This is a genomic window from Legionella norrlandica (assembly GCF_000770585.1).
Taxonomy (GTDB): Bacteria; Pseudomonadota; Gammaproteobacteria; order Legionellales; family Legionellaceae; genus Legionella; species Legionella norrlandica.
This window is the reverse complement of the sequence record NZ_JNCF01000029.1, coordinates 1-15,680: the sequence shown is the minus strand read 5'-3', so window position 1 is coordinate 15,680 and position 15,680 is coordinate 1. Positions and strand designations below refer to the sequence as shown.

The window sequence follows — 15,680 nt, the reverse complement described above, 5'->3', positions numbered from 1 at the left end:
CTTCTCATAATAATTGCGGTCGCATTGGAGAAAAGGTTTAAATCGATTTTTTAATATATTACTGATAATCATCCATATACTTTAGTCAGTGGTATACTGTTAACTCTCTGTGTTATAGTAATTGTTTTTTAGGTATTAGATATGTTTGAAAACTTAACTGAACGTTTGACCCGTACTTTTAAAAACTTGAGAGGTCAAGGTCGCCTAACAGAAGATAATATCCAACATGCCTTACGCGAAGTGAGGCTTTCGCTTATTGAAGCGGATGTTGCTTTGCCTGTTATCAAGGATTTCATCGAACAAGTTAAGCAAAAATCTCTTGGACAGGAAGTTTTAACCAATTTAAATCCAGATCAAGCTTTTATTAAAATAGTGCATGATGAACTCATCCATGTCATGGGTGATGAACGAGCTGAGCTTAACTATAAAACCCAGCCTCCTGCTGTCTTTTTAATGGCTGGTTTACAAGGCTCTGGTAAAACAACAAGTACTGCAAAATTAGCCCGTTATTTAAAAGAAACTGAAAATAAAAAAGTAATGCTGGCCAGCGTTGACGTATACAGGCCAGCGGCAATACATCAACTCAAAGTGTTGGCTGAACAAATTGGCGTAATTTTCTTCGATTCAGCTCCTCAAGACCAACCCCTAACAATTGCCCAAAAAGCACTAGATAGCGCTAAAAAGCAATATATGGATATTCTTATTATCGATACCGCAGGACGCCTGCATATTGATGATGAGATGATGTCTGAAATTAAATCGTTGCATAAAACAGTCAATCCAATTGAAACACTTTTTGTAGTAGACAGCATGACAGGACAAGATGCTGCCAATACTGCCAAAGCATTTCATGAGGCACTCCCGCTTACTGGCGTTATTCTAACCAAAACAGACGGAGATGCTCGAGGCGGTGCTGCTTTGTCTGTCCGACAAATTACCGGAAAACCTATAAAATTCATAGGTAGCGGTGAAAAGATAGAAGCTTTAGAGCCTTTTCATCCTGAACGTATTGCATCAAGAATACTGGGGATGGGGGATATCCTAACTCTTATTGAAGAAGTTGAGCGTAAAGCGGATAAGCAAGCTAGTGAAAAACTGGCAAAAAAATTAAAGAAGGGTAAAGGATTTGATTTAGAAGATTTCAAACAACAATTATTACAAATGAATAGTATGGGCGGCATTGCTGGTATGATGAGCAAATTACCAGGAATGAGTCAATTACCTAAACAAGCAATGCAGCAAGTTAATGACAAAGCATTGGCACAAACTATTGCAATTATCAATTCCATGACCCCTAAAGAACGTCGTATCCCTAAAATTATTGTGGTTCCCGCAAAAAACGGATAGCCTTAGGGTCAGGAACCCAAATTCAGGATGTTAATCGCTTATTAAAGCAATATGAACAGATGCAAAAAATGATGAAAAAATTTACCAAACCAGGTGGAATGCAAAAAATGATGCGTGGAATTGGGGGCATGGCTGGATTAAAAGGCATGTTTCCAGATGATTTGAAATAATTCATAAGAACTACTTCACATACCGAAGTAATTTTCGTACAATACACGGCATTTTTATGTAACCACTCTAAAGTAGAGGAAAATAATGGTCGTTATACGTTTATCAAGAGCAGGCGCTAAAAAGCGTCCTTTTTATCACATGGTAGTTACTGACAGCCGCAAACGTCGCGACGGAAACTACATTGAGCGTATTGGTTATTTTAACCCTGTAGCACGTGGGCAAGAAGTAAAGCTTCACATTGATATGGATAAAATAAACCAATGGCAAAAAGTCGGCGCCAAATTATCTGATCGAGTCAGATCATTGGTAAAAGAATACAATAAGAACTCAGAGTCAGCTGCTTAGTCAAGTGGATAAAAAGACGAACTGGATAGTAATTGGCCGTTTTGGTCGACCCCATGGTATTAAAGGCTTTGTAACAGTTCATTCTTTTACAGATCCTATTAATAATATCTTGCGATATACTGACTGGCACGTCTTTTTAAATAATAAATGGCAACCTATTAAATTATTAGCAATAGAAACACACAATAAAACTATTATTGCTCAAATTGAAGGTTACCCTGAGCGTGAATCGGTTGCATCGCTTACTAATGCGGATATCGCCGTGCAAGAATCACAGTTTGCTCCTTTGGCACCAGGAGAATATTACTGGTATCAACTGATAGGGATGAATGTTATAAACCAAAAAGGCGAATCCTTTGGAAAAGTTGTTGAGATTATGCCTACGGGCTCGAATGATGTACTTATTGTGCAAGGTGCAAAAAGACATTTAATTCCTTATTTACCAGGTCAATTTGTCATCGACATAAATGAGAGCAAACAAGTAATCACTGTTGAGTGGGATGTGGATTTTTAAGTGACATTACATCTGGGAGTGATCAGCCTGTTACCAGAAATGTTGAAAAGCATCCATTATGGAGTAACCGGAAGGGCTATTGAACAAGGCTTGGTTAAAATTGATTACTGGAATCCTAGAGACTGGTCATCGCGGCCTCATAAACAAGTCGATGACAAGCCCTATGGTGGTGGACCAGGAATGGTCATGATGTATGAGCCTTTGCATGCCGCAATAAGGCATGCGAGCAGTCAAATGAAGGCAGACTGCAAAGTTATATATTTAAGCCCACAAGGCAAGGTAGTTAAGCAAAATGATCTAAAGCAGATAGCTACCAACAAGCAATCCTTGTTATTTATTGCAGGGCGATATGAAGGAATTGATGAGCGGATCATTAATCATCATGTAGATGAGGAATGGTCATTAGGGGATTTTGTTTTAAGCGGCGGTGAATTAGCCGCAATGGTATTTATAGATGCAATAATTCGCTTAATACCAGGTAGTCTCGGGCACTTGGGCTCAGCCGAACAGGATTCATTCATGAATGGATTACTCGACTGTCCTCATTATACCCGGCCAGCAACTATAAACGGCTTGAAAGTACCTGATGTTTTATTAGGTGGGAACCATAAAGAAATAGAGCGCTGGCGTAGAAAACAGTCCCTTGGTAAAACCTGGCTTAAACGGCCGGATTTACTTGAAAAAATACAATTAAGTGAAACTGACAAGCAGCTGCTTGCTGAGTTTAAATGCGAACACGGTGATTCCTGTTGAGGATAAACCAATTTGAGGAGTAGTCCATGACTAATATTATTGATCAAATAAATGCCGAGCAAATGCAAGGCAAGGAAATTCCTGATTTCAAACCAGGTGACACTGTTCTTGTTCAAGTTAAAGTAATTGAAGGTAGCCGAGAGCGCCTACAAGCTTTTGAAGGTGTAGTAATAGCCAAACGCAACCGCGGGTTAAACTCTGCTTTTACAGTCCGTAAAATTTCTCACAACGTTGGTGTAGAGCGTGTTTTCCAAACTTACAGCCCTATTGTTGACAGTATTACTGTTAAACGACGCGGTGATGTCCGTCGAGCTAAATTATACTATTTAAGAAACTTGGCTGGTCGTGCTGCCCGTATTAAAGAAAAATTAGCAGGAAAAAAAGGCGATTAATTCGTTGAAAGACAAAATGCTAAGACCTTGTCAATAGACAGTAGGTAAAAGACCATCGTTGAGTGGAATGTTGAATGTAGTTGGGTCATTTTTGACCAACATTATGAGTGTCACTCACCGTTCGATGAAATCAACTTTCCCTGCTGGCTATACCAAAGAAAATTTCCTGATAATCAATAGATTATGAGAAATTCTTTGGAGGCAGGAAACCGTTTAAAGATGGAAAAAGAGTAAACAGCAAATCACACCTTTCATATTGGTAGAGAACTAGTGTCTATTTTTAATACTCCAGTAGGCTATCTAGAAGTAATTCATGACGAGCATTTCATCTATAATGCTTCCTTTTCGAATAAACCAGGGAAAATTGCTAAAAATAAACTGGGACAATTAATTGCTCAGGAATTAAAATCCTATTTCGAAGATCCTAACCACCGTTTTCAACTTCCTTTAAAACCTCAGGGAAGTATTTTTCAACAAAAAGTTTGGAATGCATTATTAGTGATCCCTGTAGGAAGAACCATAACTTATGGAGAGCTTGCATCCAAATTACAAAGTAGTCCGAGAGCAATCGGCCAAGCTTGTAAGCGAAACCCATTAGCTTTATTCATCCCTTGCCATAGAGTTGTTGGGAAAAATGATCTGGGGGGATATATGGGAAATCCTGTGGCTATTTCTTATAAAAAATTGTTGCTCTCTCATGAAGTAAAATCACCACAATAAAATACCACCCGAATCTTTTATTTGAAAGACAAGACATTAATAAGCTTTAAATTTTAGGGCTTTGCTCAGCATCTGAAGTGGCAATAACTGGCAAAACAGGCGGCTTTAAAATATTAAAAAACCTAGCACTAAATCCTGTTAGCAACCTGACCGCACTGTCCATTAAAGATAACGGTGAAATTTTTTCTAAAAACTCTTCTTCAAAATCGGCTGGTTTCATTTCCCAGATTCTTTTGACATATATTGCAATTTCATCAGTAACCTCTTGAGTTAATTCTGTTTGATCTTTTATATATTTGGATAAGCGATTAACTAAACTCAGACGAGAAGATTTCAACTTATCCTGAGAAATACTAGTTGATTCTAGTAAAGTACAATAATCATCAATTAGATGCCTAAGATAGGTAATTGAATAAATTTGTTCAAACGCCTTTTGCACCTCAGCAACATTTGCTTCTCTAACCCAGGTAAAAAATTTATCTTGTTCAACCCCTAAGTTATTATAAAAACTTTGTTTATCCATATAGGCATTATTCTTATCTATTAATTCTAGCACGCCCTTACTCGACAACTTTTTCGAAGTGATATAGTGTTTTTGTAGATTATTTGTTAAATACACCATACATGGGAAAAGTGCTATAGAAATAGTAATAAGTGCACAAGATAAAAGCTCTCTTATGGGTCGAGTTTCCATTTCATGAACCGCGTACAAAATTACAAATTTTTTTATATCTTCTTCACAAAAATCATTATTTAACCATTCATATATTATCAGATTTACCATTTCATCAGCTTCTTGATTTTTATTGCTCTTGCCATAAAATTCTGCAATAAATTGCGGCCAATGTAAAAAAAGAAGGTATTTCCCTTCGCGCAACGCTTGAAGATATTCCTTTGTTGATGAAAGCATAGTTATCCATTTCTAAAACCTAATTCCTCAATTTATAGCATTAACCATATTAAAAATCTTGTGAAAATTTATTCATACTCAATGACATCAGTCCATCCATTGTTATTCTATACTTAAAGAAAAATATACAACATGTGGAGAATTCAATGAAAATCAACTGGATTGTGAGTATACTACTATTTGTTTTACCTATTGGAATTGGATTCGCTAATTGTGATTTAACAAAATTTCGATGGGACTGTGATATTCCAGTACAAGTCAAGCCCAAACCAGGTGCATCTTCACTTGTGTATTGCGGCAGCTCTTATGGCTATATCACACAGCACCAATACGATATTCTAGCCCGCTATCAACGCGCTAGTGTCAATATGGTTTTGGATATTAATGGCGAGTACATTGACAGCCCATGTATAGGCGCAGAACGCTAGTACAAGAATAAACAATAAACCTCACTCAATTGGATTGCTAATGGGTCAATCAAAGATCTTTTGGGTTCAGCTACTGACAAGAACCTATATAGATTTACAAAGAAAAGATCGGGGTCTCCTATTCATGAATGGCCAATTTAAAGATGAGTTTCTTGATTTGCATTGATATACCTATTGTTGAAGCGAACAAATCGTATCCTATGTTCAAAAACCAACAAACAAATTGTTGGATATATTGTAATATCGATTTACTCTACATTCTAACCGTTCTTCTATATAATCCCAAACAATCCAATAAACCCTTTTCCCTATGTATATAGAAATTGATGGTATTTCCATAGAAATTTTAAAGAAACCAGTTAAAAATATTAACTTACGAATTTATCCTCCTGATGGTCAAGTTAAAGTCAGTATTCCACTTAAGTATAGCGAGCACGTGATAAGGCAACAACTTAAAGAAAAAAGTGAATGGATCCGAGCGCAGCAAGAACGAATCCGGATACAATCTTGCTTCAAGGAAGAATCGCTACAAACAGGCTCAACCATTTTATTCAAAGGCAAAACCTGTCTTTTAATTATTGAAGAACATCATGGGCCCTCTCAAATTATCATTGATAATGAATTAATTCATTGCCATATCCAACCCAACTCAACTTTTCAGCAAAAACAAAGAATTGTTGATCTTTGGTACAGAAAAGAAATGAACGCAGAAATTTCCCGATTAATGGCTTATTGGGAGCCAATCATTAACGTGAACGTCTTTCAGTTGGGGATTAAGAAAATGAAAACTCGCTGGGGCTCATGCAACACGCGAGCTCACAGAATTTGGCTCAATCTTAATTTGATTAAAAAACCTGTAGAATGTCTAGAATATGTCTTGGTTCATGAAATGGTACATATTCTAGAGGCAAGCCACAATAAACGATTTTATGCACTTATGACTCAATTTATGCCTGATTGGAGGGATCGCCAAGAGGTCCTTGAAGGCAAAAAAGCTAAAGAACATATTTCAACCTTTTATTAGAGTGTGTTGACCATTTATCATTTGATTCTCAGGGCCTACTCCTGAAAGCTTAAATTGAGTCTAATAAATTTAATCTGCTCCCATTTTTTACGTCCCGCGACTTGTTCCTGAGAGATCTAGAACTGAGCAATATCGTTAGATCCCGCGGATAAACCGTGGAACGTAGAAGGCAAGTATTTTTTCATGCGTAGGCATGCTTACTGACTTAGTCATTATTTTCAAAAATTCATTATTAGCGTAAAATGACGTTTGGCAAATTGATTTACTGGTGGACAATTGCTTAATTATGAATTAATCGCCCAAGACATCTGCACCCAAGGATACCATATAATTGATTCATTTTTGGAGGCAGATCACTACCACTCTTTATGTGATATTGCTCAAATAATAAATCAAAAGGATTTATTCAGAAGTGCTAAAATTGGGCAAAATGAGCAGTCACAACAAAATAACACTATTCGAACTGATAAAATATACTGGATAGATGAGGATTCACCCTATCCTTCCCTCCAAGCTTACTTACAAAAGCTTATTAACCTTGGCAATATGTTGAATCAAATGGTGTATCTTGGTTTAGCCGAATTTGAAACTCATTTCGCGATTTACCAGCCTGGCACCTTTTATAAAAAACATGTTGATCAATTTACAAACACCAAAACTCGAAAAATTTCATGTGTTTATTATTTGAATAAAACTTGGCAAAAAAAATTCGGAGGTGAGTTACTACTTTACAATTTAAAAGATGAGCTCCTTCTAAATATACCGCCCATTGGAAATCGATTAGTCTGCTTCAATAGTGAGTTACCACATGAAGTGAGTCTCACTTATCAAACTCGTTTTAGTATCGCAGGATGGATGAAAACGCGCGCATCTCTCCCAATGAATAATGCGATTCCTCAAATAAAGTCATAAAAACATCATACACAATGTTATGCAAAGGATTGTTCTCATTTTCAATGAAATAATAGGTTTTTCACTTTATTCAGTGCCAATCCTGGATACCAAAGTCAGAATAGAAATTTTAATACCGCTATTGAACTTTAAGCTTGATTGATATTAAATGAAACCTATGATTCCAAGGAGTGGGAGTTATTAAGATGCCTATCAGTAAAGAATTTCTAAAGCTATTCACTGAATTTGTTGACGATTACAAACGCAATGGAACTCCTACTTTTTATCATTGGGCTAAAGAGCAAAACCATACAGTAATTAGCCAATCTTTTTCTCAACTTTTAGAAATTGTTAAATTCAATTCAGAGGCATTTCATGATATTAGCATCATAGAGCATCTTAATGCGACTGTATTATTGTCAGCCAAAACAAACCCTTATTTGCTTGATTGTTGGATTGCATTTATTACCAAGTACAATGTAGCAACTAACAGCTTTACCCCTATCGGCACTAATGTGCGCATTGAAATTGGGCCGGAAGGTACCCCATCTGAGCGCATAATAAGAGAACTTAAAGAAACTTTAGCAATGACCCAACAATCATTTCTTTTAGCTCAAAAAGCCTACTCCACAGAAGTTGAGTCCTTAAAAAGACAGCTTGAAGAAGCAAAAAAAGAAAATATACGGATCAATTCAGAAAATCAGATCCTCAAAGAGCAAGTTCATTCTGAAAAAATATTGACCTCACTGAATCCACAGATTAACTTGGCCCAACAGCAATTAACATCGCTAACAGAGTTACTAAACACGCTAAGCCAAATAACAAGCCATAACACTGATATCAATTCTTTCCCTCCAGCTATTTACAGCCCCCAAATAGACGATTTAAATAAAAACTCATCCTCTCATGCTCGTGTAACTATAGAGGTTGACCAACCACCAAATCTGCATCTGAAAGATAAAATGGCTCTTTCTCTCACCAATGAAGAAGAACAGATCTCTCCTGTTTCAGCTTCCCAAGATAGCAAAGAAGCTCATTTAAAAATTTCCCCACCACCACCTCCTCCATTTGAATCTAAACCAACACCTCCAATTGCCAATACAAAAAATTCAAGATTCTTTTCAGGTGAAAACTTTCTCAATGAGTTAAATGCTAAAATCAAGGAAAGAGAAAAAAAACCGAGAAATGTCACTAATTTACCTACTGTAGAAAAAAAAAACCTTTAGTTAGCCCTCTTCTTAAACCCGAATACATAGCACTCTTAGCTAAAATGGAGGAAATTCGTCATGCCGTTACAGGGAAACAGGCTTCATTTTTTGAAGACTCCTCACCAGATTCAACGCCTCCTTCGTCACCAGAATTAACACATTGGAAATAGAAACAAAATTTTGGATCGGATCCAAGGCTGTGGAAAAAAATATCGTGTATAATATTTCTTTTATTTAAAAAATACGCTATGCAAGCCTTAGAAATCAAACAACTTTCAAAAACCTATGCTAATGGAGTTGAGGCTTTAAAAGGCATTGATTTAACAGTAAATACCGGTGATTTTTTTGCTCTATTGGGTGCCAACGGTGCTGGAAAATCAACAACTATTGGCTTAATCACTACTTTAGTTAATAAAACATCAGGAAAGATTAAAATTTGTGGTTTTGATCTGGATACCGATCCTGAAAAAGCCAAATCCTGTTTAGGCCTTGTCCCTCAGGAAGTTAATCTTAATATTTTTGAAAATTGCGAACAAATTTTGCTGAATCAGGCAGGTTATTATGGCATTTCGCGAAAAAAAGCGTTCCCCATTGCAGAATCTTTATTAGATCAACTGGGACTTTGGAACAAACGGCATTCAATAGTACGGCATTTATCCGGTGGAATGAAGCGTAGGCTTATGATTGCAAGGGCACTAGTTCATAAGCCCAAAGTGCTCATTTTAGACGAACCTACTGCAGGAGTGGACATAGAGATCAGGCGAAGTATGTGGGATTTTTTAACAAGAACTAATATTGAAGGAACAACCATAATTCTTACTACCCACTATTTAGAAGAAGCCGAACAACTATGTAAAAATATCGCGATCATTGATAAAGGCCAGATTATCAAAAACACCTCCATGAAAGCATTATTACAAAGTTTACGGCATCAAACTTTTATTTTTAACACAGTAAACCCTATTGAGCATTTACCGAATCTGCAGCCTTTTAGCATGACTCTAATTGATGCAACAACTTTTGAGCTGCGTATTGATAATTATTTAACTTTAAATGAAGTATTTGCTGTCCTAACAAAACAGGGTATAAAAATACACAGTATGCGCAATAAAACGAACCGATTAGAAGAACTTTTTATGGATTTAATAAAAAATGGCATTTAAATATCAATTCATTGCCCTATATACATTAGTAAGACGTGAACTGGTACGCATGTTCCGCATCTCAAGTCAGGTATTTCTACCTCCTGTAATCACGACAACACTTTATTTCCTAATTTTCGGCAGCTTAATCGGCCCACGCATTGGAAATATACAGGGTGTTAACTACTCCCAATTTATAGCACCTGGCTTAATTATGATGTCTGTAATTATCAATTCTTATGGAAACGTATCTAATTCGTTGTTTAGCGTACGCTTCCAAAAAAACATAGAAGAAATGCTTATTAGCCCTATGTACAATGGCTACTGTTATTAGGTTATGTCTTAGGTGGTGTGCTTAGAGGTCTAATTGTAGCTATCTTAGTTTTTATTATTTCTGCTTTTTTTCTTGCTGTTGAACTAGATCATTTGCCTATGACTTTATTGGTTGTCTTACTTGTCTCAGCAATATTTTCTTTAGCAGGTTTTACTAATGCCATGTTAGCACGCAACTTCGATGATGTAATGCTGATCCCCACTTTTATTCTAACGCCACTCACTTATTTGGGCGGAGTATTTTATAGTATTAATATGCTACCCTCTTTCTGGCAAAAAATATCTCTTTTTAATCCCATCCTATACATGGTTAATGCCTTAAGACACACCATGATCGATCAAGAAGAAGTTAATATTACTTTGGCTATGATTATTATTTGCTCTATGCTGGTAGTCTTAACCGTAGTTAATATGATCCTTCTAAAAAAAGGAGTAGGGTTACGTGAATAACCCTATTTGCGCCTAAAACCTAACGCATCTAATCGTTGCTCTATTGTAGGATGAGTTGCAAAAGCGTTGCTCAAGGATTTTACAGGATCAATATGCGAAGGGTCGAAAAGATAGGATGCTTGCCTTACTTGTTCATGAGGCGTCTCTCCATAGGCTTTTGCATATTGTTCCGCATTTTGTATATGATCCTGGCTAATTTTAAGCAAAGCTCTTGCCATAGGCTCATTATCTCTCATTAACTCAACACAACCGGCATCTGCCATATACTCTCGAGTACGGCTCAAAAAAAGGGCTAACAAAACAGTAATAATAGGCAAAACATATCTTAAAATAATAATAACCATTAATAATCGGTTATCCTCCTTCCTATCTCTTTTATAAACTACCGAATAAAAGAGAATATCAATTACAATGAGTAAAATATTACTAAGGATAGCGACCATTAGGGTCAATTTGATATCATGATGTCTGATATGGCTTAATTCGTGCGCCATCACTGCCTGCATTTCTGCCCTATCCAGTTTTTCCATTAAGCCCCGAGTAATGGCAACCATCGCTGATTTTTCACTATAGCCACTGGCAAATGCATTCATGTAACTGGCTTCTATAATATAAACCTTAGGCATATATTGTAGACCTGAGGCTACTTTCATCTCTTCCACAACATTATATAACTGCTTTTCTTGTAATGTACGAGCTGTTTGTGGGGTTATTTCATGATACTCCGTACCCAATAACATGATACGGTCATAAAGAGCATAGGTAACCCACAAGGAAATGCCTGCAAAAGCAACCATCAGTAACGTCGCATATGGAACAACTTTAAACGTAATCAGAGCATAGATAACTTTCTCTAAAGGGACTTGAGGATACATACTTTGCAAAACAAAAGCATCTACAATTAACCCCACAATAAGATATATTAAAAAAAAGACAGCGATTACACCGCGTGTCTTTTTTTCATTTCTCTTTAATTGTGAACGCCAATCTCCTGCCGTGGCATGATAATCTGCAATTCCCATAATTTTTTATACTCAGAATTTGACTGTATAATCTTCTTTTGCTTGAATTTGCTCTTCAGGAAGTCCCCAATAAATAAATTCTTTGTCTAAAGAAGAAGAAAAAATGGCAACGACTATGGATTCAAAAAATGATTTTTTCTTTGCATTATAACGTTCTATCCCATCATTATATGCTTGTTTCGCATAAGCCAATTTATTTTCTGTATTAACAATTTCCTCTTGCAACTGCATGACATTTTGACTAGCTTTCAAATCAGGATATTGCTCAAAAACCAAATTTATATTGGACGCAATTTTGGAAATTTCGTTTTCTGCAGCAATTCGGCCTTCTTCATCTCCCGCCGCTTTAGCTGTCTGTGCCTGATTACGTAACGCCACAACATCTTTTAACGTGGTTTTTTCATAATCCATATATTTCTTAACAGCTTCAATCAGTGATTCAAAAACTTTAAATCGTCTATCCAATTGAATGTCAATTTGCTTTTTATTGTTGTTAATTGCCTCTATTAAGCCAATTAAAGTATTATAAATGCTAATAACCCAAATAAACGCAAGTGCAATAATAATTAAAATTGCTATTAGAAATGTTTTCATCTTCTTACCTTATTGAAAGTTCCTAACTTAATTTATAGCCTGAAATTCCAAAAAATAACAGGCCATATGCAACATACCAAATAATATGATTCTTGTATTACACTTCGCTAATACAGGCTATAGGGAATAATATTTGTTTTAAGAACTGTCCAGTAAATGAATTCGGGCTTTGAGCAACCATTTCAGGAGTTCCAGTAGCAATAACTTTCCCTCCTTTACTTCCTCCTTCAGGCCCAAGGTCAATTATCCAGTCTGCAGTTTTGATTACATCGAGATTATGCTCGATAATTACGATAGTATTCCCTTGCGCACGTAAGCGATTTAATACGGCTAATAATTGCTTAGTATCATGGAAATGCAATCCCGTTGTTGGCTCATCTAGAATGTATAAAGTATTTCCTGTATCTCTTTTTGATAACTCTCTAGCTAACTTGATTCTCTGTGCCTCTCCACCTGAAAGAGTCGTTGCACTTTGCCCTAACTTTATATAAGACAAACCAACATCTACCAGGGTTTGGCATTTCCTAGCAATAGCAGGAATAGCTGTGAAAAAAGTGCATGCATCCTCCACGGTCATATCCAGAACTTCATGAATATTCTTGCCTTTATATTGGATTTCTAAAGTTTCCCGGTTGTATCGCTTACCCTGACAAACATCACAAGAAACATAGATATCGGGTAAAAAATGCATTTCTACTTTAATAAGACCATCGCCTTGGCAAGCTTCGCAACGTCCTCCTTTCACATTGAAACTAAAGCGTCCTGGTTGATATCCTCGTGCTCGAGATTCCGGAGTGCCGGAAAACAGCTCTCTTATATGAGTAAATAAACCAGTATAAGTTGCCGGATTAGAACGGGGTGTACGACCAATGGGGCTTTGATCAATATCAATTACTTTGTCACAAAGATGTAAGCCAGAAATTTCCTTAACCTCGCCAGGAGTCATTAAGCTTGCCCTGTTTAATATATTGGCAGCGATAGGATACAGCGTATCATTAATTAAGCTGGATTTACCTGAGCCAGAAACCCCCGTAATGCAGGTGAATAAACCGAGAGGAATACTCACATCAACACCTTGCAAATTATTGCAAATCACTCCTTTTAAGTGAATCATACGCTCATGATTAACGGTGGTTCGAGATTTTGGAATTTCTATCGCTTCTTTGCCTGACAAATACCGGCCGGTTAACGAGATCGGATTATTCATTACATCCTGAGGAGAACCACTAGCAACTACTTGCCCACCATGCACTCCTGCACCAGGACCTATGTCGAGAACAAAATCAGCACTTCGAATAGCATCCTCATCATGTTCCACTACTATCACGGTATTCCCTTGATTGCGTAAATGCCGCAACGTATTTAATAAGCGATCATTGTCGCGTTGATGCAGACCGATAGAAGGCTCATCTAAAATATACATCACCCCTACAAGCCCGGAACCAATTTGACTGGCCAAACGAATACGCTGAGCCTCGCCTCCGGATAAAGTTTCTGCACTGCGAGCCAAGGATAAATAATCCAAGCCTACGTTCACAAGAAAGCCTAAGCGCTCCACAATTTCTTTATTTATTTTTGCCGCAATTTCACCCTTGTATCCAGACAACTTCAGCCTTTTAAAAAATTGATACGCCTGCTCAATAGAATAACTGGTAATTTCTGGCAAATTTTTATCATCGATAAATACATGGCACGCTTCTTCACGCAGTCTTGCTCCCTTGCAAGATTGACACGGACGCGAAGATAAATATTTGGCAAGTTCTTCTCTTACCATACCAGAATCAGATTCACGATAGCGACGTTGCATATTGGGAATGATTCCTTCAAAACTATGTCGCCTCACCATATATCCCCCATTGGGCCTATGATAATTAAAGTCTATTATTTCTCGACCGCTACCGTATAAAACCACCTGTCTTATTTCTTCATCTAAGTCGCAAAATGGGGTGTTGGTGTCAAAACCGTAATGCTGGGCTAGTGATTCAAGCATACTGTAATAATAAGTCGTTTTTTTATCCCACCCTCTAATAGCTCCTTCTGCCAGACTCGCTGTAGCATCATGAACTACTCGTTCAGGATCAAAAAATTGATCTACTCCCAACCCATCACAAGAAGAGCAAGCCCCTACGGGATTATTAAATGAAAACAATCTTGGTTCCAATTCACTCAAACTGTAGCCACATTCAGGGCAAGCAAATTTGGAAGAGAAGAGGATTTCCTTAAAACCATCCTCCATAGGAGCAACGATCACAATCCCGTCTGCCAAATTAAGTGCATTTTCAAAAGACTCACTTAAACGTTGTGCTAAATCGGGGCGGACTTTGAACCGGTCAACCACTATCTCTATAGTATGCTTGGTGCGTAGCCTAATTTAGGGGGGGAATCCAATTCACACAGTTCTCCGTCAATACGAGCTCGCACATAACCTTGGGCTTGTAATTGCTGCAAGAGTTGAACATGCTCCCCCTTTCGTTCACGAACAACAGGGGCCAAGATCATGACCTTGCTGTCGTCCGGCAAAGCCAACACTTGATCAACCATTTGGCTAATAGTCTGTGCGTGTAATGTGATATTGTGGGCAGGACAACGGGGTTCCCCCACGCGGGCATATAATAAGCGTAAATAATCATAAATTTCAGTGATAGTTCCTACAGTAGAACGAGGATTATGTGAAGTAGCTTTTTGCTCTATAGAAATGGCAGGCGATAAACCATCTATCGAATCAACATCAGGCTTTTCCATCATGGATAAAAATTGTCGTGCATAAGCAGATAAAGATTCTACATAACGTCGCTGTCCCTCTGCATAAAGGGTATCAAAAGCCAGAGATGATTTGCCTGACCCAGATAATCCTGTTATCACTATTAATTTGTCACGGGGAAGATCCAAATCCAAATTTTTAAGGTTATGAGTTCTCGCACCACGAATACTGATAGTATGCATAAAGTTCATTCATTGGAGTTAACAAATAAAAGAGTATATCTCTGCTATAATAATAAAACAAATTGCTCAGTTTGATGAGAAATAAGGATTTTAATCATGAAATTTCTGATAAAAAATGCGATTCTTATTCTTATAATGCTACACTTCTCACCTATTCTGCATGCTGATGAAAATCCCAGAGTAATTCAATGGGCCCAACAAACATTAATAAATACGTTATCTGTAGACTATAATACAAAACCAGACGACTTCGCTAATATTAGCAAGCATTATTCCTACAATGCCTGGCAGGGAATAACACAATTTCTTGGTGGGTATATGAAAACCATAAAAGAGAACCAACTCGATCTCCATCCCGTTTTACAAGGTGACGCTCAAATCAGTTCAACAGGAATTTTTTCGGGTATAAGTTATTGGGTCATTGAACAAAGCGTCGCTATAAAAGAGCTCGATATAACACTATCGTTTACTTTAACCATCCTGGCAAGAAACC

The 15,680-nt window shown here is 37.2% G+C and carries 14 protein-coding genes and 3 pseudogenes; 13 read left to right on the top strand and 4 right to left on the bottom strand.

Annotated elements, in window-relative coordinates:
- Positions 1-141 precede the first annotated feature (141 nt).
- The 6 genes and pseudogenes from ffh (at position 142) to OK13_RS08490 (ending at position 4,242) form a co-directional block, all read left to right on the top strand.
- A pseudogene (gene ffh / locus OK13_RS08515) lies at positions 142-1,517 on the top strand (signal recognition particle protein).
- Between the two features lie 85 nt (positions 1,518-1,602).
- Positions 1,603-1,863: a 30S ribosomal protein S16 gene (rpsP, locus tag OK13_RS08510; RefSeq protein WP_035890122.1), complete on the top strand. Its 261-nt coding sequence runs from the start codon at positions 1,603-1,605 to the stop codon at positions 1,861-1,863.
- 4 nt (positions 1,864-1,867) lie between these two features.
- On the top strand, positions 1,868-2,377 hold the full coding sequence (gene rimM / locus OK13_RS08505; RefSeq protein WP_035890120.1) for a ribosome maturation factor RimM: 510 nt from the start codon (positions 1,868-1,870) through the stop codon (positions 2,375-2,377).
- Entirely contained in the window at positions 2,378-3,130 is a 753-nt protein-coding gene (trmD, locus tag OK13_RS08500; protein ID WP_035890118.1) for a tRNA (guanosine(37)-N1)-methyltransferase TrmD, read from the top strand.
- A 26-nt stretch (positions 3,131-3,156) separates the two neighbouring features.
- A complete protein-coding gene (gene rplS / locus OK13_RS08495; RefSeq protein WP_035890116.1) occupies positions 3,157-3,522 on the top strand; it encodes a 50S ribosomal protein L19 in 366 nt (121 codons plus the stop codon).
- 270 nt (positions 3,523-3,792) lie between these two features.
- Complete coding sequence (locus tag OK13_RS08490; RefSeq protein ID WP_035890113.1) at positions 3,793-4,242, top strand: methylated-DNA--[protein]-cysteine S-methyltransferase; 450 nt, start codon at positions 3,793-3,795, stop codon at positions 4,240-4,242.
- 46 nt (positions 4,243-4,288) lie between these two features.
- Here OK13_RS08490 and OK13_RS08485 read toward each other — a convergent pair whose 3' ends face one another.
- Complete coding sequence (locus OK13_RS08485; protein ID WP_035890111.1) at positions 4,289-5,152, bottom strand: helical bundle domain-containing protein; 864 nt, start codon at positions 5,150-5,152, stop codon at positions 4,289-4,291.
- A gap of 146 nt (positions 5,153-5,298) precedes the next feature.
- Here OK13_RS08485 and OK13_RS08480 point away from each other — a divergent pair, with 146 nt between their 5' ends.
- From OK13_RS08480 to OK13_RS08455, 6 genes and pseudogenes are all read left to right on the top strand, one after another.
- Positions 5,299-5,580, top strand: a complete 282-nt coding sequence (locus OK13_RS08480) for a hypothetical protein (RefSeq protein ID WP_035890109.1) — start codon at positions 5,299-5,301, stop codon at positions 5,578-5,580.
- Positions 5,581-5,890: 310 nt separating this feature from the next.
- The gene (locus OK13_RS08475) at positions 5,891-6,604 is read left to right on the top strand and encodes a M48 family metallopeptidase (protein ID WP_035890107.1); all 714 of its coding nucleotides are present in this window, start codon (positions 5,891-5,893) and stop codon (positions 6,602-6,604) included.
- A 276-nt stretch (positions 6,605-6,880) separates the two neighbouring features.
- On the top strand, positions 6,881-7,516 hold the full coding sequence (locus OK13_RS08470) for a 2OG-Fe(II) oxygenase (protein ID WP_035890106.1): 636 nt from the start codon (positions 6,881-6,883) through the stop codon (positions 7,514-7,516).
- 185 nt (positions 7,517-7,701) lie between these two features.
- Positions 7,702-8,721: a hypothetical protein gene (locus OK13_RS08465; RefSeq protein WP_035890104.1), complete on the top strand. Its 1,020-nt coding sequence runs from the start codon at positions 7,702-7,704 to the stop codon at positions 8,719-8,721.
- Between the two features lie 230 nt (positions 8,722-8,951).
- Positions 8,952-9,866: an ABC transporter ATP-binding protein gene (locus OK13_RS08460; protein WP_035890103.1), complete on the top strand. Its 915-nt coding sequence runs from the start codon at positions 8,952-8,954 to the stop codon at positions 9,864-9,866.
- Positions 9,856-10,628, top strand: a pseudogene (locus tag OK13_RS08455) (ABC transporter permease). Before OK13_RS08460 ends, OK13_RS08455 begins: the two are co-directional and overlap by 11 nt.
- A 2-nt stretch (positions 10,629-10,630) precedes the next feature.
- Here the strand turns inward: OK13_RS08455 and htpX are convergent.
- From htpX to uvrA, 3 genes and pseudogenes are all read right to left on the bottom strand, one after another.
- Positions 10,631-11,650 (bottom strand): zinc metalloprotease HtpX, encoded by a 1,020-nt coding sequence (htpX, locus tag OK13_RS08450; protein ID WP_035890102.1) that lies wholly within the window; start codon positions 11,648-11,650, stop codon positions 10,631-10,633.
- 12 nt (positions 11,651-11,662) lie between these two features.
- The gene (locus tag OK13_RS08445) at positions 11,663-12,244 is read right to left on the bottom strand and encodes a LemA family protein (RefSeq protein ID WP_035890101.1); all 582 of its coding nucleotides are present in this window, start codon (positions 12,242-12,244) and stop codon (positions 11,663-11,665) included.
- 97 nt (positions 12,245-12,341) lie between these two features.
- Positions 12,342-15,187 (bottom strand): annotated as a pseudogene (uvrA, locus tag OK13_RS08440) (excinuclease ABC subunit UvrA).
- Positions 15,188-15,283: 96 nt separating this feature from the next.
- On the opposite strand from uvrA, the gene OK13_RS08435 reads away from it, so the two are divergent.
- Positions 15,284-15,680, top strand: a 397-nt coding sequence (locus tag OK13_RS08435; RefSeq protein WP_035890098.1) for a DotI/IcmL/TraM family protein, incomplete at its 3' end; no start/stop codon positions are given.

Excerpts from the sequence above, each read along its gene's own strand:
- rpsP (WP_035890122.1), top strand. The coding sequence starts at position 1,603 with ATGGTCGTTATACGTTTATCAAGAGCAGGCGCTAAAAAGCGTCCTTTT.
- rplS (WP_035890116.1), top strand. The coding sequence starts at position 3,157 with ATGACTAATATTATTGATCAAATAAATGCCGAGCAAATGCAAGGCAAG.
- OK13_RS08485 (WP_035890111.1), bottom strand. The coding sequence starts at position 5,152 with ATGCTTTCATCAACAAAGGAATATCTTCAAGCGTTGCGCGAAGGGAAA.
- OK13_RS08480 (WP_035890109.1), top strand. The coding sequence starts at position 5,299 with ATGAAAATCAACTGGATTGTGAGTATACTACTATTTGTTTTACCTATT.
- OK13_RS08475 (WP_035890107.1), top strand. The coding sequence starts at position 5,891 with ATGTATATAGAAATTGATGGTATTTCCATAGAAATTTTAAAGAAACCA.
- OK13_RS08465 (WP_035890104.1), top strand. The coding sequence starts at position 7,702 with ATGCCTATCAGTAAAGAATTTCTAAAGCTATTCACTGAATTTGTTGAC.
- OK13_RS08460 (WP_035890103.1), top strand. The coding sequence starts at position 8,952 with ATGCAAGCCTTAGAAATCAAACAACTTTCAAAAACCTATGCTAATGGA.
- htpX (WP_035890102.1), bottom strand. The coding sequence starts at position 11,650 with ATGGGAATTGCAGATTATCATGCCACGGCAGGAGATTGGCGTTCACAA.
- OK13_RS08445 (WP_035890101.1), bottom strand. The coding sequence starts at position 12,244 with ATGAAAACATTTCTAATAGCAATTTTAATTATTATTGCACTTGCGTTT.